Origin of the sequence: Caballeronia calidae, from assembly GCF_900044055.2 — a bacterium.
GTDB lineage: Bacteria > Pseudomonadota > Gammaproteobacteria > Burkholderiales > Burkholderiaceae > Caballeronia > Caballeronia calidae.
This window is the reverse complement of the sequence record NZ_FCOX02000053.1, coordinates 1-19,878: the sequence shown is the minus strand read 5'-3', so window position 1 is coordinate 19,878 and position 19,878 is coordinate 1. Positions and strand designations below refer to the sequence as shown.

Annotated in this window: 20 protein-coding genes; 7 read left to right on the top strand and 13 right to left on the bottom strand. The window is 63.6% G+C overall.

Annotated features, from left to right (window positions below):
- Positions 1 to 142: 142 nt before the first annotated feature.
- From AWB78_RS32140 to AWB78_RS32125, 4 genes are all read left to right on the top strand, one after another.
- Entirely contained in the window at positions 143 to 1,315 is a 1,173-nt protein-coding gene (locus AWB78_RS32140; protein WP_062610661.1) for a UbiH/UbiF family hydroxylase, read from the top strand.
- 66 nt (positions 1,316 to 1,381) lie between these two features.
- Positions 1,382 to 2,113 carry a DsbC family protein gene (locus AWB78_RS32135; protein WP_062610660.1) on the top strand — a complete coding sequence of 244 codons (732 nt, stop codon included), beginning with the start codon at positions 1,382 to 1,384 and terminating at the stop codon, positions 2,111 to 2,113.
- A gap of 160 nt (positions 2,114 to 2,273) precedes the next feature.
- On the top strand, positions 2,274 to 4,073 hold the full coding sequence (locus AWB78_RS32130; RefSeq protein ID WP_062610683.1) for a M61 family metallopeptidase: 1,800 nt from the start codon (positions 2,274 to 2,276) through the stop codon (positions 4,071 to 4,073).
- Positions 4,074 to 4,227: 154 nt separating this feature from the next.
- The gene (locus AWB78_RS32125; protein WP_062610659.1) at positions 4,228 to 4,824 is read left to right on the top strand and encodes an FMN-dependent NADH-azoreductase; all 597 of its coding nucleotides are present in this window, start codon (positions 4,228 to 4,230) and stop codon (positions 4,822 to 4,824) included.
- Between the two features lie 54 nt (positions 4,825 to 4,878).
- On the opposite strand, the gene AWB78_RS32120 is transcribed toward AWB78_RS32125, so the two are convergent.
- From AWB78_RS32120 to rpe, 8 genes are all read right to left on the bottom strand, one after another.
- Complete coding sequence (locus AWB78_RS32120; protein WP_062610658.1) at positions 4,879 to 5,664, bottom strand: uracil-DNA glycosylase; 786 nt, start codon at positions 5,662 to 5,664, stop codon at positions 4,879 to 4,881.
- Between the two features lie 2 nt (positions 5,665 to 5,666).
- Positions 5,667 to 6,314 (bottom strand): CYTH domain-containing protein, encoded by a 648-nt coding sequence (locus tag AWB78_RS32115; protein ID WP_062610657.1) that lies wholly within the window; start codon positions 6,312 to 6,314, stop codon positions 5,667 to 5,669.
- A gap of 19 nt (positions 6,315 to 6,333) precedes the next feature.
- Positions 6,334 to 7,119, bottom strand: a complete 786-nt coding sequence (trpC, locus tag AWB78_RS32110; RefSeq protein WP_062610656.1) for an indole-3-glycerol phosphate synthase TrpC — start codon at positions 7,117 to 7,119, stop codon at positions 6,334 to 6,336.
- A gap of 11 nt (positions 7,120 to 7,130) precedes the next feature.
- Entirely contained in the window at positions 7,131 to 8,165 is a 1,035-nt protein-coding gene (gene trpD, locus AWB78_RS32105) for an anthranilate phosphoribosyltransferase (protein WP_062610655.1), read from the bottom strand.
- Between the two features lie 4 nt (positions 8,166 to 8,169).
- The gene (locus tag AWB78_RS32100) at positions 8,170 to 8,754 is read right to left on the bottom strand and encodes an aminodeoxychorismate/anthranilate synthase component II (RefSeq protein WP_062610654.1); all 585 of its coding nucleotides are present in this window, start codon (positions 8,752 to 8,754) and stop codon (positions 8,170 to 8,172) included.
- A 12-nt stretch (positions 8,755 to 8,766) separates the two neighbouring features.
- Positions 8,767 to 10,263: an anthranilate synthase component I gene (gene trpE / locus AWB78_RS32095; protein WP_062610653.1), complete on the bottom strand. Its 1,497-nt coding sequence runs from the start codon at positions 10,261 to 10,263 to the stop codon at positions 8,767 to 8,769.
- A 372-nt stretch (positions 10,264 to 10,635) separates the two neighbouring features.
- Entirely contained in the window at positions 10,636 to 11,376 is a 741-nt protein-coding gene (locus tag AWB78_RS32090; RefSeq protein ID WP_062610652.1) for a phosphoglycolate phosphatase, read from the bottom strand.
- Entirely contained in the window at positions 11,373 to 12,068 is a 696-nt protein-coding gene (gene rpe, locus AWB78_RS32085) for a ribulose-phosphate 3-epimerase (protein ID WP_062610651.1), read from the bottom strand. The genes AWB78_RS32090 and rpe overlap by 4 nt, the downstream gene beginning before the upstream one ends.
- A gap of 220 nt (positions 12,069 to 12,288) precedes the next feature.
- Between rpe and apaG the strand changes: the two genes are divergently transcribed.
- Positions 12,289 to 12,663, top strand: a complete 375-nt coding sequence (gene apaG / locus AWB78_RS32080) for a Co2+/Mg2+ efflux facilitator ApaG/CorD (RefSeq protein WP_062610650.1) — start codon at positions 12,289 to 12,291, stop codon at positions 12,661 to 12,663.
- Between the two features lie 27 nt (positions 12,664 to 12,690).
- Here apaG and AWB78_RS49405 read toward each other — a convergent pair whose 3' ends face one another.
- Entirely contained in the window at positions 12,691 to 12,813 is a 123-nt protein-coding gene (locus AWB78_RS49405; protein ID WP_008344434.1) for a hypothetical protein, read from the bottom strand.
- Between the two features lie 25 nt (positions 12,814 to 12,838).
- On the opposite strand from AWB78_RS49405, the gene mltA reads away from it, so the two are divergent.
- Positions 12,839 to 14,002: an MltA domain-containing protein gene (gene mltA / locus AWB78_RS32075; protein ID WP_062610649.1), complete on the top strand. Its 1,164-nt coding sequence runs from the start codon at positions 12,839 to 12,841 to the stop codon at positions 14,000 to 14,002.
- A gap of 69 nt (positions 14,003 to 14,071) precedes the next feature.
- Here mltA and paaK read toward each other — a convergent pair whose 3' ends face one another.
- The 4 genes from paaK to paaN form a co-directional block, all read right to left on the bottom strand.
- A complete protein-coding gene (gene paaK, locus AWB78_RS32070; RefSeq protein ID WP_062610648.1) occupies positions 14,072 to 15,376 on the bottom strand; it encodes a phenylacetate--CoA ligase PaaK in 1,305 nt (434 codons plus the stop codon).
- 69 nt (positions 15,377 to 15,445) lie between these two features.
- Positions 15,446 to 15,832 carry a hydroxyphenylacetyl-CoA thioesterase PaaI gene (paaI, locus tag AWB78_RS32065; RefSeq protein ID WP_232477964.1) on the bottom strand — a complete coding sequence of 129 codons (387 nt, stop codon included), beginning with the start codon at positions 15,830 to 15,832 and terminating at the stop codon, positions 15,446 to 15,448.
- Between the two features lie 64 nt (positions 15,833 to 15,896).
- The gene (gene paaG, locus AWB78_RS32060; RefSeq protein ID WP_062610646.1) at positions 15,897 to 16,688 is read right to left on the bottom strand and encodes a 2-(1,2-epoxy-1,2-dihydrophenyl)acetyl-CoA isomerase PaaG; all 792 of its coding nucleotides are present in this window, start codon (positions 16,686 to 16,688) and stop codon (positions 15,897 to 15,899) included.
- Positions 16,689 to 16,845: 157 nt separating this feature from the next.
- Positions 16,846 to 18,555, bottom strand: a complete 1,710-nt coding sequence (gene paaN / locus AWB78_RS32055) for a phenylacetic acid degradation protein PaaN (RefSeq protein WP_062610645.1) — start codon at positions 18,553 to 18,555, stop codon at positions 16,846 to 16,848.
- A gap of 139 nt (positions 18,556 to 18,694) precedes the next feature.
- Between paaN and AWB78_RS32050 the strand changes: the two genes are divergently transcribed.
- Positions 18,695 to 19,471 carry an enoyl-CoA hydratase gene (locus AWB78_RS32050; protein ID WP_062610644.1) on the top strand — a complete coding sequence of 259 codons (777 nt, stop codon included), beginning with the start codon at positions 18,695 to 18,697 and terminating at the stop codon, positions 19,469 to 19,471.
- The last annotated feature ends 407 nt before the right edge of the window (positions 19,472 to 19,878 follow it).

The window sequence follows — 19,878 nt, the reverse complement described above, 5'->3', positions numbered from 1 at the left end:
CGCAATGGGCCGGGAAAACCAGCGCCCATGCGGCGGCCGCGTCCGGCGGCCAGGCAAACCGGTATTGTACCGCCGCGCCGATGCGCACAAGCGGCGCCCGCGCCCGTGAAACCGGTTCGAACCCCGCGGCTATAATGCCCGCATGACTCCGCATTCCCTTAAATTTCACGCTGTCGTCGTCGGCGGGGGGCTCGTCGGCAAGACAGCCGCGCTCGCGCTCGCGCAATCCGGCCTGCGCACCGCGATCATCGCGCCGCGTGCCGCCGGCCTGCCGCCGGGCGCCGCGTTCGATTCGCGCATCTACGCGCTGTCGTCGAGTTCGCAGACGCTGCTCGAACGACTGCGCGTCTGGCAGGCGCTCGATCGCGCGCGACTCGGTCCCGTCTTCGACATGCGCGTTTTCGGCGATGCCCACGCGGAACTGCATTTCTCGGCGTTTCAGGCGTCGGTGCCGCAGCTCGCGTGGATCGTGGAATCGTCGCTGATCGAGCAATCGCTCGATGCCGCGCTGCGCTTTCAGCCGAGCCTGTCCTGGTTCGAGTCGCGCGCGCAGGGCATGACGGTCGAGGCCGATGCGGCGCACGTCGCGCTCGCGAGCGGCGAAATGCTCGAAACGGATCTGATCGTCGGCGCGGACGGCGCGCATTCCTGGGTCCGCGCGCAGATGGGCGCGAAGATGAATCGCCGCGATTACCGGCAAACGGGCGTCGTCGCCAATTTCAAGGCCGAGCGGCCGCACGGCGAGACGGCGTATCAATGGTTCCGCGATACCGAGATCATCGCGCTCCTGCCGCTGCCGGGCGATCACGTGTCGCTCGTCTGGTCGGCACGCACGGAGCACGCCGACGAACTGCTCGCGCTCGATCCGGCCCAGCTTGCAGCGCAAGTCGAACAGGCCACGCAAAACATGCTCGGCACGCTCGATTGCGTGACGCCAGCGCAAGGCTTCCCGCTCGGATTGCAGACGGTCGACCGCCTGATCGCGCCGCGCGTCGCGCTCGTCGGCGATGCCGCGCATCTGATTCACCCGCTCGCGGGGCAGGGCATGAACCTCGGCCTGCGCGACGTGGCCGCGCTCGCGGATGTCATCGCGAACAAGGAGTCGTTCCGCGATCTCGGCGATCCGATTCTGCTACGCCGCTACGAACGCGCGCGCCGCGAAGACATCCAGAAGCTCATGTTCGCAACCGATGGCCTGCAACGGCTCTTTTCCGTGCCTGGCACGCTCGCGCGCGCGATCCGCAACACCGGCATGGCGTTCGTCGGCGCGCAACCGCTCGTCAAGCGCTGGCTCGTGTCGGCCGCGCTCGGCTGAAATAGTTCATTGATATTCCACACGGGCGATGCTCGCGCTACGCTCAGGCGATTCACAGGAAAACGTATGAAAACCACACTTCGCTTTGCCCTCGCGACGGCCGCGGCGCTCGCCATGACGCTCGGCATCGGCTGCTCGGCGCAGGCCGATCAAACCACGGACAAGATCAAGGCGGCGCTCGAATCGCGCATGGGCGACGCGACCATCAAGAGCATCGAGAAGACGCCCGTGCCCGGTCTCTACGAAGTGAACCTCGGCTCGCAGATCGTCTATAGCGACGCAACCGGCAACTACGTGCTGATCGGCGATCTCGTCGATACGCGCAGCAGCAAGAATCTCACCGAGGCGCGCCTCGCTGAAACCAACCGGATCGATTTCGCGAAGCTGCCGTTCGAGAACGCGGTGAAAGTGGTGAAGGGCAACGGCAGCCGCAAGATCGCCGTGTTCTCGGATCCGAACTGCCCGTACTGCAAGCAGCTCGAATCGACACTGAAGTCGGTCGACAACGTGACCGTCTATACCTTCCTGTTCCCGGTGCTTTCGCCCGATTCGACGGCAAAGTCCAAGTCGATCTGGTGCTCGAAAGACCGTGGCATGACGTGGGAAGGCTGGATGCTCGATCACAAGGCGCCGACCACCGCCGGCACGTGCGACACGACCGCCATCGACAAGAATCTGAAGCTCGGCCGCTCGATGAACGTCACGGGCACGCCGACGGTGTTCCTCGCCGATGGCCGGCGTCTGCCAGGCGCGATGTCCGCCGACCGGCTCGAAAAGGAAATGTCCGCCGCACGCTGAGCACGGCGCGAAATGATGAAGGGAGGCGCGTCATGCGCCTCCTGTGTTTTTACGGCCTCGTTTTTGCGAACGCGCAGCGTACTGAAACGAGGCTCCGGGCGAACTCATGTGCGCCCAGAACAAGAACAAGGACATCGAGATGACTACGCTCATGCAAACGATGCAGCCCGTCCGCTACCGCATCGTGCCGAAAAACCCCGCCGCGCATCTCTTCGAAGTGACGCTGACCGTCGCCGAGCCCGATCCCGCGGGTCAGCGCTTCATGCTGCCGGTCTGGATTCCCGGCAGCTACATGATCCGCGAGTTCGCGCGCAATATCGTGACGCTGCAGGCGTTCAACGCGTCGGGCCGCAAGATCGCCATCGAAAAAATCGACAAGCACGCGTGGCAGGCCGCGCCGGTCGACGGTCCGATCACGCTGCGCTACGAGGTCTACGCGTGGGACATGTCGGTGCGCGCGGCGCATCTCGACGACACCGTCGGCTTCTTCAACGGCACGAGCACGTTCCTCGCCGTGGAAGGGCAATCGAGCGCGCCTTGCATCGTCGATATCGAACCGCCGCAGGGCGGCGCTTACCGCGACTGGCGCGTCGCGACGGCGCTTGCCGAAGCGCGCGGCACGAAGCGCTACGGCTTCGGCGCCTATGAAGCGGCGAACTACGATGAACTCGTCGATCATCCCGTCACACTCGGCGAATTCGCGCTCGGCAGCTTCACCGCGCACGGCGTGAAGCACGACATCGTGATCTCGGGGAGCGTCGTCAATCTCGACATGAACCGCCTCGCGGCGGACCTGAAGCGCGTGTGCGAAGCGCAGATCGCGCTCTTCGAGCCGCGCACGAAGAAAGCGCCGATGGACCGCTACGTGTTCATGACCGTCGCCGTCAGCGATGGTTACGGCGGGCTGGAACATCGCGCATCGACCGCGCTGATCTGCAACCGCACGGATCTTCCGGTGCAGGGCCGCCCCGACATGACCGACGGCTATCGCACGTACCTCGGTCTGTGCAGCCACGAGTATTTCCACACGTGGAACGTGAAGCGCATCAAGCCGGCGGCGTTCGCGCCGTACGATCTGTCCCAGGAAAATTACACGTCGCTGCTGTGGCTTTTCGAAGGCTTCACGTCCTACTACGACGATCTGATGCTCGTGCGCAGCGGGCTCATCTCTGCGGGCGATTACTTCAGCCTGGTCGGCAAAACCATCGGCGGCGTGCTGCGCGGGGCGGGGCGCCTCAGGCAAACCGTCGCGCAAAGCTCGTTCGACGCATGGGTGAAGTACTACCGCGCCGATGAAAACGCGCCGAACGCGATCGTCAGCTATTACCAGAAGGGCTCGCTCGTCGCGCTGGCGTTCGATCTGTCGATCCGCGCCCAAACCGGCAACCGCAAGTCACTCGACGACGTGATGCGCCTCTTGTGGCAGCGCTACGGCCGCGATTTCTACAACGGCAAGCCGCGCGGCATTCTGGAGGAAGACGTCGAAGCGCTGTTCGCCGAAGCGACCGGCGCGGACCTGCGCGCGCTGTTCCGCGACGGCGTGCGCGGCACGCGCGATCTGCCGCTCGACGCGCTGTTCGAGCCGTTCGGCATCGCACTCGCGCCCGATTTGCCGGGCAACGGCGCGTCGGTGAAGCCGTCGCTCGGCGCGCGCGTGCGCGGCGGCGCGGATTGCACGCTCGCCGTCGTCCACGAGGGGAGCGCGGCGCAGAAAGCGGGTTTGTCGGCGGGCGACGTGCTCGTGGCCATCGACGGGCTGCGCGTCACCGGCTCGAATCTCGACGCGCTGCTGTCGCGCTATCTGCCGGGCGCGAAGGTGGACGTGCACGCGTTCCGTCGCGACGAACTGCGCCGCACCGAGCTGAAGTTGGACGGGCCGGAAGTCGCGCGCTACGTGCTGACGGCCATCGACGGCCGCGGCCCGTCGAAGCAATGGCGCGAGCGCTGGCTGAAAGGCTAAATTCAGACGAAAGCCGCGCGCGTTCGGATTGTTCCACCGATGCAACGATCCTTCACGACCGCACGGCTTTTTCCCGAGCCTCGAAAAACGAAGAATGCTTCCTAAGCCGGACGCCCAAGGCGCCCGAAACCCGACTAAGGAACAGGAAGCCATCATGACGACGATTCTGCAAATCAACTCCGCCGCCCGCTCGCAAGGTGCTCAATCGACGCTGCTCGCGGACGAACTGACCGCGAAGCTGCAACAAAGCAATCCGGGCGCGAACGTGGTCGTGCGCAATCTGCTGGCCGAAGGCCTGCCGCACCTCGACGACGCCACGCTCGGCGCGTTCTTCACGCCCGCCGATCAGCGCACGGCGGAGCAAGCCGAGATCAACGCGAAGAGCGAAGCGCTGATCGCCGAGCTGCAAGCGGCGGATATCGTCGTGATCGCGGCGCCGCTGTACAACTTCGGCGTGTCGTCGCAACTGAAGGCATATTTCGACTGGATCGCACGCGCCGGGATCACGTTCCGCTACACCGCGAACGGTCCGGAAGGTCTGATCAAGGGCAAGAAGGTGTATGTCGTGTCGGCGCGTGGCGGCAAGTATGTCGGCACCCCGCACGATTCGCAGACGCCGTACCTCACGTCGTTCCTCGGCTTCCTCGGCATGACCGACGTGAACTTCATCTACGCCGAAGGCCTGAACATGGGGCCGGAAGCGGCCGGCGCGGCACTGGCGTCGGCGCGTGAGGCAATTGCTGCGCTGTAAGCTTGCCTGCCTGAATGAAAAAACCCGCCGGGTCTCGGACCTCGGCGGGTTTTTTTACGCCAGCAATTCCGGCGCGACAGGCAAGCGCCAGTCGATCTGCGCGCGGCCGTGCTTCGCCAGATAGTCGTTCGCGAGCGTGAAATGCCCGCAGCCGAAAAATCCGCGATACGCCGACAACGGCGAGGGATGCGCCGCCTCCAGCACGCAATGCGACTTCGCCGTGCCTTCGATCAGCCCGCGCTTTGCCTGCGCGTGCGCGCCCCACAGCATGAACACGAGCCCGTCGTGACGCTGCGCCATTTCGTGGATCAGCGTATCGGTGCATTGCTCCCAGCCGCGCTTCGCATGACTGCCGGCCTTATCGCGCTCGACGGTCAGCGACGTGTTCAGCAACAGCACGCCTTGCTTCGCCCACGAATCGAGACAACCGTGCGCGGGCGCGGGAAAACCGAGGCTCGCGTGGATTTCCTTGAAGATGTTGCGCAACGACGGCGGCGGGCGCACCGGCGCGGGGACGGAGAACGCGAGGCCATGCGCTTGCGGCGCGCCCTTGTCCTCGCCGTGATACGGATCCTGGCCGAGAATCACGACTTTCACGTCGGCCGGGCTCGTGAGACGCAGCGCGCGGAAAACATCGGCGGGATAGACGGTCTTGCCGGCGGCGCGCTCGGCATCGACGAACGCACACAGCGCCGCATAGTGCTTGCCGTCGATGAACGGCTTCAGATGCTTGCGCCAGTCGGCGGGCAGCGCGTCGAACTGGCTTTCGAGCGTCGTGAACGTCGAATTCGACGCCGCAGCGGAGTCGGTGTCGGTGAAAAGGGAAGTCTGTCGGGTCATGCTCAGGCGTTGCGATTCTTGCTTTCGGGCTGCGCACGCAGCAGATAGCCGCGCTGCGCCTTGCTCTGGTCCTCGGGAACGAGTTCGGGAAACGCGCCGCGCAGCTCCGCGGCGAGCATCGAGAGCGCGCTTTCTTCACCGGATTTCAGTTCCAGCTCGAGCTCGCTGATTTCCGCGCAACGCGTTTTGCCATCGACTTCCGCCGTAATTTCGCCGAGATCCAGCGCCACTTCGATCTGCGAGCCCTCGCGCTCGATGTCCCACACGAGGCGCTTGAAGTCCGTCTTGAAGAGCGCGATCAGATCGGGCGCGGCGCGCTCCAGCGCTTCGCGGGCGGCGTCGTTGTCGCAGGCGGCGATCAGCGCGTCGATTTCGAGCGCCTCGCCCGCTACCGGCAATTCCCACTCGTGCCGGTTGCTCAAACCGGCGACCGATTTCCCGAGCGTCTTGAAGGTCTGCAGCCATTGCTCCGGCGTGCGGCGCAGGCGCAGCGCGGACTTTGCCTTCGCGAGCGCGCAGTCCGGCGTGTCGAAATAGACGTTGGCGAGCGCGATCGGCTTGCCCGCGCCGGTGCGCTCGTCGAAGAAGCGCGCGACGTCGTCGTGCTGCGACGGCGCGAGCGCGAGTTTCAGTTCACGTTCGATGCCCATGCGGCTCCTCTCGATGAAATCAGAAGAACATGCGCGCGAGTTCGGCGCCCGGATCGTCGGCGCGCATGAACGCTTCGCCGACGAGGAACGTATGCACGCGCATCGCGCGCAACCGGTCGACATCGACACGCGAAAGAATGCCCGACTCCGTCACGACGATGCGGTCGTCCGGCACCTGTTCCAGCATGCCGATGGTGGTCTCGATCGTGGTCTCGAAGGTGCGCAGATTGCGGTTATTGATGCCGATGAGCGGCGTCTTCAGCGTGAGCGCGTCGCGCAGTTCGTCGGCGTCGTGCACTTCGACGAGCACCGCGAGCCCGAGCGAATGCGCGTACGCTTCGAGATCCTGCATCTGCGAGAGTTCGAGCGCGGCGGCGATCAGGAGGATGCAGTCCGCGCCCATCGCGCGCGCCTCGATGATCTGATACGGATCGATGATGAAGTCCTTGCGCAGCACCGGCAGGCTGCACGCGGCGCGCGCTTCCTCCAGATACGCGACGCTGCCCTTGAAGAACTGGACGTCGGTGAGCACGGAAAGACAGGCGGCGCCGCCTTTTTCGTACGAGCGGGCGATATCGGCGGGCACGAAGTGTTCGCGCAGCACGCCTTTCGACGGACTCGCCTTCTTCACCTCGGCGATCACGGCGGCCTGGCCGGCCGCATGCTTCGCCCGCAACGCGCCGACGAAATCGCGCAGATCGCGCGAACTGGCTTCGAGCTTCAGCTCTTCGAGCGGCGCGCTTTGTTCGGCTGCGCGAATTTCCTCGCGCTTGACCGCAATGATGCGATCCAGAATGTCACTCATGTCGGCTTCCGTTATTTCTTCGCGAACTGCTGCGTGAATTTCACCAGCGCTTCGATTTTCTCGCGCGCCGCGCCGCTTTCGATCGCCTCGCGCGCGGCGGCCATGCCCGCTTCGATCGAGTCGACGACATCCGCAGCATAAAGCGCGGTGCCCGCATTCATTGTGACGATCTCGCGCGCGACGCCCGCCTTGTTGTTCAGCGCGCCGAGCAGCATCGCCTTCGATTCCTGCGCGTCCTGCACTTTCAGCGTGCGGTTCGACACCATCTGCAGGCCGAAGTCCTCGGGATGAATCTCGTACTCGGTCACTTCGCCGTGCTTCAGTTCGCCGACTTTGGTCGCCGCGCCGAGCGACACTTCGTCCATGCCGTCCTTGCCGTACACGACGAGCACGTGCTTCGCGCCGAGACGCTGCATCACCCGCACCTGAATGCCGACGAGATCCTCATGGAACACGCCCTGAAGCTGGTTCGGCGCACCGGCCGGATTCGTCAGCGGCCCGAGAATATTGAAGATGGTCCGCACGCCGAGCTCGCGGCGCACCGGCGCGATGTTCTTCATCGCCGGATGATGGTTCGGCGCGAACATGAAGCCCATGCCGGTTTCGGCAATCGACGCGGCCACTTGTTCCGGTGTCAGATCGATGTTGACGCCGAGCGCTTCGAGCACGTCCGCGCTGCCCGATTTGCTCGACACGCCGCGATTGCCGTGCTTCGCGACCTTCGCGCCCGCCGCCGCCGACACGAACATCGATGCGGTGGAGATGTTGAAGGTATGCGAGCCGTCGCCGCCCGTGCCGACGATATCGACGAAATTTGAGTTGTCCTCGACTTCGACGTGATTCGCGAACTCGCGCATGACGGTCGCGGCAGCGGTGATTTCGCCGATGGTTTCCTTCTTCACGCGCAAGCCGGTGATGATGGCGGCGGCCATGACGGGCGACATCTCGCCGCGCATGATCTGGCGCATCAGATGCAGCATTTCGTCGTGAAAGATTTCGCGATGCTCGATCGTGCGCTGCAGCGCTTCCTGTGCGGTGATGGTCATGGTCTCAGGCCCGCTTGCCGGTCGAAGTGTGCTTGACGAAGTTTTCGAGCAGCGCGTGGCCGTGCTCGGAAAGAATCGACTCCGGATGGAACTGCACGCCTTCCACGGCCAGTTCCTTGTGGCGCACGCCCATGATTTCGCCGTCAGGCGTCCACGCGGACACTTCCAGACAGTCGGGCAAAGACTCGCGTTCAATGGCCAGCGAGTGATAGCGCGTCACGTTGAAGTGTTTCGGCAGATCGGCGAACACGCCTTTACAGTCTGTTTCGATCTGGCTCACCTTGCCGTGCATGATCGTCTGCGCGCGCACGACACGCCCGCCGAACGCCTCGCCAATTGCCTGATGGCCGAGGCAGACGCCGAGAATCGGCAGCTTGCCGGAGAATTCGCGCAGCACGTCGAGCGTGATGCCCGCGTGCTGCGGATTGCTCGGTCCGGGCGAGAGGCAGATGCGCTCGGGATTGAGCTTCGCGATTTCATCGAGCGTGATTTCGTCGTTGCGATAGGTGCGCACGTCCTCGCCGAGCTCGCCGAAGTACTGGACCAGGTTATAGGTGAACGAATCGTAGTTGTCGATCATCAGCAGCATGGTCTTGTCTCCTCAGAAGTCGCTGTCGAGGCCGTCTTGCACTTGCTCGGCGGCGCGCAACACGGCGCGCGCCTTGTTCTCCGTCTCTTGCCATTCGGATTCCGGCACCGAATCCGCGACGACGCCTGCGGCCGCCTGAACGTAGAGATTGCCCTTATGGATGAGGCCGGTGCGGATCGCGATGGCCAGATCCATTTCGCCGCTGAACGACAGATAACCGACTGCGCCGCCGTACAGGCCGCGCTTGATCGGCTCCAGTTCGTCGATGAGTTCCATCGCGCGTACCTTCGGCGCGCCGGACAGCGTGCCAGCCGGGAACGTGGCGCGCAGCACGTCGAAGTTGTTCATGTCTTCCTTGAGCTTGCCTTCGACCGAACTCACGATGTGCTGCACGTGCGAATACTTCTCGATGACCAGCTTGTCCGTCACCGCGACCGAGCCCGTCTGCGCGATGCGGCCGACGTCGTTGCGCGCGAGGTCGATCAGCATCACGTGCTCGGCGACTTCCTTCGGATCGTTCAGCAGTTCGGTGGCGAGCTCGGCGTCGCGCTCGGGCGTGTTGCCGCGCGGCCGCGTGCCGGCGAGCGGGCGAATCGTGACGATGCGATCGTCCGCGCGCTTTTCCTGACGCACGAGAATTTCAGGCGACGCGCCGACCACATGCACGTCGCCGCCGAAGTTGTAGTAGTACATGTACGGCGACGGATTCAGCGAACGCAGCGCGCGATACAGCGAAAGCGGGTTATCGCGGAACGGCTTGACGAGGCGCTGACCGACCTGCACCTGCATCAGTTCGCCCGCCGCGATGTATTCCTTGGCTTTGCGCACGGCGTTCAGGTAGTCGTCTTTCTTGAACTCGCGGAACGTTTCGGTGCGCACGCTCGAGGAGGTCACCGGCGGCTGCACCGTCACGCGCAGACGCGTACGCAGTTCGCGCAGCCGATGCTTCGCCTTCGCATAGGCTTCCGGCCGGGTCGGATCGGCGTAGACGATCAGATAGAGTTTGCCCGCGAGGTTGTCGATGACGGCGACTTCTTCCGTCAGCAGCAGTTGAATGTCGGGGAGATTGAGATCGTCGGGCGGCGCGCTGTGGGCGAGCTTCTTCTCGATGTAGCGCACCGCGTCGTAACCGAAGTAGCCGGCGAGACCGCCGCAAAAGCGCGGCAGGCCCGGCCGCGTCGCGACCTTGAAGCGCTTCTGATATTGCTCGATGAACGCGAGCGGATCGCCATCGTCCGTTTCGACGACATTGCCATCGGTGATGACTTGCGACTTGCCGTTCTGCACGGTCACGGTCGTGCGAGCCGGCAGGCCGATGAACGAATAGCGCCCGAAGCGCTCGCCGCCCACGACCGATTCCAGCAGGAAGGAGTTCGCGCCGTTGCGCTCGGTCTGCGCGAGCTTGAGATAGAGCGAGAGCGGCGTTTCGAGGTCGGCGAGCGCTTCGGCGATGAGCGGAATGCGGTTATAGCCTTCATTCGCCAGCGATTGGAATTCGAGTTCGGTCATGTTGCGATCCTTGAGCGACGCGCGCTTTCAGGGTGGCGCGGCATCGGGGAGTGCAGGGCGCTGCGGTCGGTCGAATCTCGTGATGATCGCACACGGCGGTCCGGCCGCTTCAAATTACTGAAGCGGAGCGGACGACTCGCGCGGCACTACACGACGCGTGCCTGAGCGAGGCTCGATATACGACGAATCGACGGAAACGGCGCAGGGGTGCGCAGCGAAACAAAAAACGGATGCTGAAGCGGATGAAGCACGACGCGACATAGCTTCAGCGTACCTCGGGCGAGGTTAGCGCGACCAGCGACGCCAGGGCCAGGCTCCCCGGTCGATGCTGCTCAGACTCCGTTTTCTGTTGAGAAACATGAATGGATGGACTTATTCAGTCAGTGTGGTGTCAGGCGGCGCCAGCGTGGCGGCGATCGCCAGCGCTGCGGTGCGCAGCGAGGAAACTATACCATCGGATTTCACCGACTGTACAGGCTTCCCATGGTTGTAACCGTACGGAACGGTCAAGGTCGCGAGGCCGGCGGCGCGGCCCGCGAGCGCATCGTTTTCCGAATCGCCGACCGCGACCGTCTCGCGCGGCAAGACGTCCAGTCGTTCGCATGCGGTGAGCATCGGCAGGGGATCGGGCTTTTTCGCGGGAAGCGAATCACCGCCGAGAATCACCTTGAAGAAATCCGCGATGCCGAAGTGCGCGAGCAACTCGACGGCGAATCGATGCGGCTTGTTGGTCACGCACGCGAGCGCAATGCCGCTCTCGCGCAGCGCTTGTAGACCTTCCTTCACTTCGGGGAAGAGCGTCGAATGCTTGCCGTTGACCTTCGCGTATTCGCTTTGATAGATCGCGAGCGCGTCGTCGAATTGCGCGGCCGCCTGCGACGGCGACAGCCGAACAGCGAGCACGCTGCGGATCAGATTCTCCGAGCCCTTGCCCACATAGTCCGTGACTTCATCGCGCGTGACCGGCTGCTCGATGCCGATGCGCGCGAGCATCGCGTTCAACGCGGCGACGAAATCGTCCGCGGTGTCGACCATGGTGCCGTCGAGGTCGATGATGGCCGCGCGAATCGGACGATTCACGAAAGGCGTCTGCGCCGCTGCGATCTCGCTCATGCTTTCGCTCCCGATTCGGCCTTCGCCAGTTCCGCGCGCATCGCGTCGATCACCTGTTTGTAGTCGGGCTTGCCGAAAATGGCCGAGCCCGCGACGAACGAATCCGCGCCGGCCGCCGCGATTTCCGCGATGTTGTCGACCTTCACGCCGCCGTCCACTTCGAGATGGATCTCGCGGCCCGTGCGATCGCGATACGCATCGATGCGCGCACGCGCTTCGCGCAGCTTGTTGAGCGCTTCGGCAATGAACGACTGTCCGCCGAAGCCGGGATTGACCGACATGATCAGGACGAGATCGATCTTGTCCATCACGTGATCGAGGTAATTGAGCGGCGTCGCGGGATTGAAGACGAGGCCCGCCTTGCAGCCGTGATCGCGGATCAGCGACAGCGTGCGGTCGATGTGATCCGAACCTTCCGGATGGAAACTGATCACATTGGCGCCGGCCTTCGCGAAATCGGGCACGATGCGATCGACCGGGCGCACCATCAGATGCACGTCGATGGGCACGTCCACGTGTGGGCGGATGGCTTCGCACACCAACGGGCCGATCGTCAGATTCGGCACGTAGTGGTTGTCCATGACGTCGAAGTGGATCCAGTCGGCGCCGGCGGCGACGACGTTGCGGACTTCTTCGCCGAGGCGGGAAAAGTCGGCGGACAGGATGCTGGGAGCGATGTGAAATTGCGCCATGGACGTATGCGGGTAGCGACCTAAAGCGGTGATTCTAACCCGCGTTTTCCGTCGAGTCCTTCGTCCGAATGGCCAACGGATGCCGCGCGGCTGTGGCGCCGGGGCGCCAATCGTGTTGCGGGCACGGCGCGCATCAAGCAGAATGCCAGACCAATAGCGGCGCGCCTGCACGCGCTTACCCGGCGGCGCGGTGGCCAATCGAATCGGAATTGGAATAACGATGAGCCAGTACGAATTCAGCGTTTCCGTGGAGACGCGGTATTTGCCGGAACAGTCCGACCCGGACAGCCGGCAGTACGCATTTGCCTACACGCTGACGATCCGCAACACCGGACAGGTCGCAGCTCAGTTGATTGCGCGGCACTGGATTATCACCGACAGCAACAATCACGTGCAGGAAGTGAAGGGGCTCGGCGTGGTCGGGCACCAGCCGCTTCTGCCTCCGGGCGAACAGTTCGAATACACGAGCTGGGCCGTGATCGCGACGCCTGTCGGCACCATGCGCGGCGAGTATTTCTGCGTGGCCGAAGATGGCGAGCGCTTCGAGGCGCCCGTAGCGGAATTCGCGCTACACATGCCGCGCACGCTTCATTGAGCGGGAGCCGGCGGCACGTGGCGCGTATCAGCGCCGTTTCGCCGGATCGTTCGAGCGGTTCTGGTTCTTCTTCTTGCCCGATGCCGTCCACACGACGATGAAGATCAGCAAGGCGAGCGCCACGAGCGACTCGAGCGCAAATATAAGCATTGGATATTCGTCGAACAGATCAGACATGGCGGTTCCCATCAAGAACGAGCATTGTATGCGTTTCGTGCGGCCGGCCGCACGAGCAGCGGCCTGGGCCGCATCGATTGCAACTGCGGTCCTGCTCGCCTCGTGCGGAGGCGGCAATTATGTGAAGCCGGGACAGTCCACGGCCGCCGGCACGCCGATCGTCACCGGACAGCGCGCCGCGTCGCGCCTGACGGCGGTCAGCTGGCAGCAGGTGCCGGGCTGGCAGGACGATTCGCTCATCGGCGCGACGGCGGCGCTGCGCCAGAACTGCAGCCGGCTCGCGCGGCAGGCCAACTGGCAGAAGGCGTGCACGGCGGCGCAGCGGCTCGATGATCTCGACATGTCGGCGGCGCGCAGCTTCTTCGAAACGTATTTCACGCCGTTCCAACTGGCCAATACGGACGGCACGCTCGACGGTCTCGTCACCGGCTACTACGAGCCGCTTCTGCGCGGCTCGCGCACGCGCCACGGGCCGTATCAGTACGCGCTGTATCGCTGGCCGTATCGCTACAAGGCGGGTTCGGCGTTGCCCGCGCGCGCGCAGCTCGAACGTTCGGGCGTCTTGAACGGCAACGAGCTCGTATGGGTCGACGATCCGATCGAGGCGTTTTTCCTGCAGGTGCAGGGTTCGGGGCGCGTCACGATGGAAGACGGCAGTGTGATGCGTGTCGGCTTCGGCGGGACGAATAATCAGCCGTATCGATCCATCGGCAGGGAGTTGCTTGATCGCGGCGAACTGACGCCTGCGCAAGCGACGATGCAAGGCATCAAGGCATGGGCGAAGGCGAACCCGGCGCGCGTCGATGCGCTGCTCGACGTCAACCCGCGCTTCGTGTTCTTCCGCGAGATGCCGGCGAGCGACGCGATGGCGACGAGCCTCGGCGACGGCCCGGTCGGCGCGCTGGGCGTGCCTCTGACGCCCGAACGTTCGATCGCCGTCGATCCTTCGGCGATTCCGCTCGGCACGCCCGTCTTCCTGCAGACGACGCGTCCGCTCAGCAACCGGCCGATGAACCGCCTCGTGTTTGCGCAGGACACCGGCACGGCGATCAAGGGCGGCGTGCGCGCGGACTACTTCTGGGGACTCGGCGACGATGCGGGCGACCTGGCGGGGCGCATGAAGCAGGGCGGCAGGATGTGGCTGCTGCTGCCGAACTCCTGATTTCCCGGGTTCGTCTGGCAGCGTCGAAAAAGCTCGCGGCCGATGAGTCGGCTCGCGAGCTTTTTTACGTCAGGGCTTCATGTTGCGCCGGTCGATCACGCGCCGCGCCTTGCCGACCGAGCGTTCGATGCCGTTCACATCGAGCACGTTCACGATTGCGCTCACGCCGATCAGCGCCTTGATGTCATAGGCGAGCGCGGTCTTCGCGCTTTCCAGCGCGGCGCCATCGGTTGCCGACTCCGGACTCGGTTCGACGTTCAGCGTCAGGACGTCGAGCGGTCCTTCCTTCGTCAGCACGATCTGATAGTGCGGGGCGAGCACCGGGCGCTTCAGCAGCAGTTCTTCGATCTGCGTCGGGAAGACGTTGACGCCGCGCACGATCATCATGTCGTCGGAGCGGCCGGTGATTTTCTCCATGCGCCGCATCGTGCGGGCGGTTCCGGGCAGAAGACGCGTCAGATCGCGCGTGCGATAACGGATGATGGGCAGCGCTTCCTTCGTGAGCGAGGTGAACACGAGTTCGCCAAATTCGCCATCGGGCATGACTTCTCCCGTTTCGGGATCGATGATCTCGGGATAGAAGTGGTCTTCCCAGATCGTCGGGCCGTCCTTGGTTTCCGCGCATTCCGATGCGACTCCCGGCCCCATCACTTCCGAGAGCCCGTAGATGTCGACGGCGTCGATGCCCATGCGCACTTCGATGGCGCGGCGCATGTCGTTCGTCCACGGCTCCGCACCGAAGATGCCGATACGCAGCGAGCAACTCGCCGGATCGATGCCTTGTCGCTCGAGCTCGTCGGCGATCGACAGCATGTAGCTCGGCGTGACCATGATGATGTCAGGCCGGAAGTCCTGAATCAGTTGCACCTGCTTTTCAGTCTGGCCGCCGCCGAAGGGAATGACCGTGAGTCCCGCGCGCTCCGCGCCGTAGTGGGCACCGAGCCCACCGGTGAAGAGTCCGTAGCCGTAGCTCACGTGGACCTTGTCGCCGCGCCGAGCGCCGGCCGCGCGGATCGAGCGCGCGACGAGGTTCGCCCAGTTGTCGATATCCTGCGCCGTATAGCCGACGACCGTGGGCTTTCCCGTCGTGCCCGACGACGCGTGTATGCGCGAGACACGCTCCTGAGGCACGGCGAACATGCCGAACGGGTAGTTGTCGCGCAGATCCTTCTTCGTTGTGAACGGGAAGCGCGCGAGATCGGCAAGCGACTTGACTTCATCCGGATGCACGCCGGCTTCGTCGAACTTGCGCCGATACACGGGCGAGTTCTCGTAGGCGTGTTTGAGCGACCATTTGAGGCGCTCGAGTTGCAGCGCCGCGAGCTCGTCGCGGCTTGCCTTCTCGATCGGCTCGAGCGGCAGCGGTGTGGTCATTGCTGTCTCCTGGATGCTGATGTCTGGCGCGGCCTTTTCATGCCGCGTCCGTTATACGAGCGACTCCCGTCAGACGGGGATCACCGTGCCCCTGATTTGCGCGGACTTGCCGCGGAACATCGCGACCGGTTCGCCCTCGCGATTCGTCAGGCGAATATCGTAGATGCCAGTGCGCCCGCTTAAGGTCTGCTCGATAGCCTCCGCGGTCAATCGATCGCCGCCTTGCACCGGACGCAGGAACTCGATCGAGCAGCCCGCCGCGACCGTGCTCATGTTGTACGAGTTGCAGGCAAAAGCGAACGCGGAGTCCGCCAGCGTGAACATCAGGCCGCCGTGGCAGATCGCATGGCCGTTGAGAAAATCGGGGCGCACGTCCATTTGCAGCCGCGCGTAACCCGGCCGCACTTCGATCAACTCGATGCCGAGCGCGCGCGAGCACGCGTCCGCTTCGTACATGGCCTTGGCGGTGGCTTCCGCCAGTTGTTGTGGCGTCACAGGTCTCTCCAGAGTGATTCGGTTTTCACAGACCTTCGAAGCGCGGCGCGCGCTTTTCCTTGAACGCGGCAACACCCTCGATATAGTCGTGCGACGCGCCCAATTCGCGTTGCAGATCGCGTTCGAGGTCGAGTTGCTGGTCGAACGTCTTGTTGGCGCTCGCGCGGATAGCCTGTTTGATCGCGACGACCGCACGCGCCGGTTGCAGCGCCAGTTGCGCGGCCAGTTGCGCGGCGGCCTGCTGCAACTCGCTGTCCTCGACGACGCGCCACACGATGCCCCAGGCCTCCGCCTTCTCCGCGCCGAGCTTCTCGCCGGTCAATGCGAGGCCAAGTGCGCGCGCTTCACCGACGCGGCGCGGCAGAAGCCAGGTCCCACCCGAATCCGGAACGAGCCCGATCTTCACGAACGCCTGAATGAAGCTCGCCGAACGCGCCGCGATGACGAGATCGCACGCCATCGCCAGGTTCGCGCCGGCGCCTGCCGCCGTGCCGTTCACGGCGGCGATAACGGGTAGTCGCATGGCCTGGAGCCTGCGCACGAGCGGATTGAAGTACTCGTCGATCAGATCGCCGAGATCCGACATCGAACCGGGCGTGAAGTCCAGGTCCGCGAGATCCTGGCCCGCGCAAAATCCCCGGCCTGCGCCGGTTATGACGAGCGCGCGTGCATTGCCGGCCTCGATTTCGGTGAGCGCCTGGTTCAACTCGCGATGCATCTCACGCGTAAAGCTGTTCAGCTTGTCGGGACGATTGAGCGTCAACGTCGCGACGCGCGTCTCGCCGTCGATGCGGAACAACACGGACTTCTCTGTCATTGCTTCTCCTCTGTCGCCGAATTCGGCCGCGACGGCTGGTGTCGGCCTGTTTCCTTACATTCCGATACTAGCCGCGCGTCAGTCTGCTTTCCATTAGGCCGGATGGCATAAGCCGTTTGCACGGCGATTCGGCTCCGCACCTTTTGTGTCGATTTGCTTATGCCGTTTGGCCGGCTTCCGCGGGTGCGGCCTTCGGCGCAACATGGACACGGCTCTGAACCACACGGAAGCGATTCGCGACGAAAGCAGCGTCGGAGAGAGCCGCGTTGGCGGCCGGATTCGCGCCCGTGCCGTGGAAGTCCGAGAAGGCTGCCGTCTGATTGACGAATACGCCACCCGTGAGGTTGATGGAGAGCGCGACGCCGCCCTGAATGGCTGCTTCGTGCGCGGCGTCGATCACCTTGTCGTCGGTGCTGTAGACCGAGAGCGTCAGGGCGCCATGCTTGTTTGCGATTGAGCCGGCGAGTTCGAGCGATTGCTCAGTCGAATCGGTCGCGACGATGAAAGAGATCGGGCCGAACCATTCCTTGGTGAACTTGCTTTCGTCGGTGCGCGCGTCGAGCTTGAGCATGAGGGGGGTCTGCACGCGAGCGTCAGGAAATGCCGGGTGCGCGAGGGACTGGCTGTCGACCAGCACTTCGCCGAGTTTGCGCGCTTCGGCGACGCGCTCCACGACGCCTTCGTTCTGGATCGCGCCCGTGAATTCGACGGCGCGTGCCGGATCGGACGCCAGTTTCTGGACGGCGCCCGCGAGCGCTTTCGCGACGTCGTCGAAGCTCAGTTGACCTTCGGCGGTGCGAATGCCGTCGCGCGGCACGTAAATGTTCTGCGGCGCCGTGCACATCTGGCCGGAATACAGGGCGAGCGAAAAGGCGATGTTGCGCGCGGCGGCCTTCATGTCGTCCACGGAATCGATAACGATCTGATTCACACCAGCCTTCTCGGTGTAGACCTGCGCCTGATGCGCATTGCGCTCCAGCCAGGTGCCGTTTTGCGTGCTGCCGGTGAAGTCGATCAGCTTGATCTCCGGGCGCACGGCCAGGTTCTGGACCAGCGCGCCGTCATTGGGTTCGGTGGCGAGCAGCGTGACGACGTTCGGGTCGAAGCCGGCTTCGCGGAGCACGTCGCGCGCGATGCGCACCGTGATCGCGAGTGGCAGGATCGCACCGGGATGCGGCTTGACGATCACGGCATTGCCCGTCGCGAGATCGGCGAACATGCCGGGGTAGCCGTTCCACGTCGGGAACGTGCAGCAGCCGAGCACGAGTCCCGTACCGCGCGGAACGATGGAGAAGCGCTTTTGCATCGCAAGCGGCGGATTTTTGCCCTGCGGCTTTTCCCAGTGAGCTTCGGCGGGAATGCGGCGCAACTGGTCCCATGCGTAAACCACGGCTTCGAGCGCGCGGTCTTGCGCGTGCGGGCCGCCGGCCTGGAAGGCCATCATGAAAGCCTGGCCGGTCGTATGCATCACGCTGTAGCCGATTTCGAAGCTGGCGCGATTCAGTCGCGCCAGGATTTCGAGGCTCACGCCGACCCACGCCTGCGGACCGGCGGCGCGCCAGCCGGCTTGCGCATCGGCGGCGGCTCGTATGAGCGCGTCGGGATCGGCCTTCGGATAGCGGATGTCGAGCGCGATGCCGAACGGCGAGCGTTCCTTGCCGACGGTTTCGCCGGTGGTCGGCTGATCGAGTTCGAAGGTCTTGCCGAGATGTGCCTTGAACGCGGCCTCGCCATCGGCATTGGCCGTTTCCCCGTACACTTTGGGACTCGGCATTTCGACAAACGGGCTCCAGTAGCCGCGCGTTTCGATGGCTGCGAGCGCTTTGTCGAGCGTCGCTTCGTGCTTCGTGAATAGCGGATGTGTCATGGTCGCGAGAAGAGAACGAGGGGAAAGTGCCAGGTCGAATAATTAACCGACCGGTTGGTTGGTGATGGTAGCATTATCGAGATGCTGTGACGACGTCTTTTCATTAGGGCTTACCTGAGGATAGGAAAGGGAGGAGTGGATGGCTTACGAGAATTTGCTGGTGGAAACGCGCGGTCGGGTCGGACTTATCACGCTGAACCGTCCGAAGGCGCTCAACGCGCTGAACGACGCGTTGATGGACGAACTGGGCGTTGCGCTCAAGGCTTTCGACGCCGACGAGAACATCGGCGCAATCGTGCTGACCGGCAGCGAAAAGGCGTTCGCCGCGGGAGCGGACATCGGCATGATGGCAAGCTACTCCTATATGGATGTCTACAAGGGCGACTACATCACGCGCAACTGGGAGACGATTCGCACGATTCGCAAACCGATCATCGCGGCCGTGGGCGGCTTTGCGCTCGGCGGCGGTTGTGAACTCGCGATGATGTGCGACATCGTCATCGCAGCCGATACGGCCAAATTCGGTCAGCCAGAGATCAAGCTCGGCGTCATCCCGGGCGCGGGCGGCACTCAGCGCTTGCCACGCGCGGTTTCGAAGGCCAAGGCGATGGATATGTGCCTGACCGCGCGCATGATGGATGCGGCCGAGGCAGAGCGTGCTGGTCTGGTGTCGCGCGTCGTCGGGGCGGAGCGTCTTCTCGATGAGGCCATCGAGGCGGCGACGATCATCGCCGGCTTTTCCTTGCCGGCTGTCATGATGGCCAAAGAGGCAGTCAACCGTGCGTACGAAACGACGCTCGCGGAAGGCGTGCATTTCGAAAGGCGCCTGTTCCATTCACTGTTCGCCACGGAGGATCAGAAGGAAGGAATGGCGGCGTTCGTCGAGAAGCGCAAGCCGGCCTTCAAGCATCGGTGATTTTTATTTGAGAAAGCGCTTGCGGTTCGCGATCTCACTGACTAAAATTCCGTTCCTTCGCGATTCGATGAACGCGAAGGGAGCGGGGAAGGTGGTTTCGTTATGTGCTTGGAGAAGGTTGTAGAAGGCTCCTGGCGCGGTCGACAAGAAAAGAAAGCTTCAAATTCTTGTTGACAGATAAAGAAACGTTCTTCACAATCTCGTTTCTCTGCTGCTGATGCAGCGACGCAAGACGGAAGGGTAGTAAAGCTCTTGCGATGTGCTCTTTAAAAACTAACAGCCGATAAGTGTGGGCGCTTGATGGCGAGTGCGGCTGGTTCTTCGGAATCGGCAATAGCAAAAGTAATCAAGAGTCTCACACGAAGTATCAGAGGAAGGTTTTTTCATCTTTGGATGGAATAAATCAT

What these genes read in the sequence shown, in the direction of transcription:
- AWB78_RS32050 (WP_062610644.1), top strand. Translation starts at nt 18,695, where the DNA reads ATGGCTTACGAGAATTTGCTGGTGGAAACGCGCGGTCGGGTCGGACTT.
- AWB78_RS32090 (WP_062610652.1), bottom strand. Translation starts at nt 11,376, where the DNA reads ATGAGCGAGATCGCAGCGGCGCAGACGCCTTTCGTGAATCGTCCGATT.
- rpe (WP_062610651.1), bottom strand. Translation starts at nt 12,068, where the DNA reads ATGGCGCAATTTCACATCGCTCCCAGCATCCTGTCCGCCGACTTTTCC.
- mltA (WP_062610649.1), top strand. Translation starts at nt 12,839, where the DNA reads ATGGCGGTTCCCATCAAGAACGAGCATTGTATGCGTTTCGTGCGGCCG.
- AWB78_RS32125 (WP_062610659.1), top strand. Translation starts at nt 4,228, where the DNA reads ATGACGACGATTCTGCAAATCAACTCCGCCGCCCGCTCGCAAGGTGCT.
- trpC (WP_062610656.1), bottom strand. Translation starts at nt 7,119, where the DNA reads ATGAGTGACATTCTGGATCGCATCATTGCGGTCAAGCGCGAGGAAATT.
- AWB78_RS32130 (WP_062610683.1), top strand. Translation starts at nt 2,274, where the DNA reads ATGCAGCCCGTCCGCTACCGCATCGTGCCGAAAAACCCCGCCGCGCAT.
- paaG (WP_062610646.1), bottom strand. Translation starts at nt 16,688, where the DNA reads ATGACAGAGAAGTCCGTGTTGTTCCGCATCGACGGCGAGACGCGCGTC.
- paaK (WP_062610648.1), bottom strand. Translation starts at nt 15,376, where the DNA reads ATGACCACACCGCTGCCGCTCGAGCCGATCGAGAAGGCAAGCCGCGAC.
- AWB78_RS32140 (WP_062610661.1), top strand. Translation starts at nt 143, where the DNA reads ATGACTCCGCATTCCCTTAAATTTCACGCTGTCGTCGTCGGCGGGGGG.
- trpE (WP_062610653.1), bottom strand. Translation starts at nt 10,263, where the DNA reads ATGACCGAACTCGAATTCCAATCGCTGGCGAATGAAGGCTATAACCGC.
- AWB78_RS49405 (WP_008344434.1), bottom strand. Translation starts at nt 12,813, where the DNA reads ATGCTTATATTTGCGCTCGAGTCGCTCGTGGCGCTCGCCTTGCTGATC.
- apaG (WP_062610650.1), top strand. Translation starts at nt 12,289, where the DNA reads ATGAGCCAGTACGAATTCAGCGTTTCCGTGGAGACGCGGTATTTGCCG.
- AWB78_RS32100 (WP_062610654.1), bottom strand. Translation starts at nt 8,754, where the DNA reads ATGCTGCTGATGATCGACAACTACGATTCGTTCACCTATAACCTGGTC.
- AWB78_RS32135 (WP_062610660.1), top strand. Translation starts at nt 1,382, where the DNA reads ATGAAAACCACACTTCGCTTTGCCCTCGCGACGGCCGCGGCGCTCGCC.
- trpD (WP_062610655.1), bottom strand. Translation starts at nt 8,165, where the DNA reads ATGACCATCACCGCACAGGAAGCGCTGCAGCGCACGATCGAGCATCGC.
- paaI (WP_232477964.1), bottom strand. Translation starts at nt 15,832, where the DNA reads ATGTACGAAGCGGACGCGTGCTCGCGCGCGCTCGGCATCGAGTTGATC.
- AWB78_RS32115 (WP_062610657.1), bottom strand. Translation starts at nt 6,314, where the DNA reads ATGGGCATCGAACGTGAACTGAAACTCGCGCTCGCGCCGTCGCAGCAC.
- AWB78_RS32120 (WP_062610658.1), bottom strand. Translation starts at nt 5,664, where the DNA reads ATGACCCGACAGACTTCCCTTTTCACCGACACCGACTCCGCTGCGGCG.
- paaN (WP_062610645.1), bottom strand. Translation starts at nt 18,555, where the DNA reads ATGACACATCCGCTATTCACGAAGCACGAAGCGACGCTCGACAAAGCG.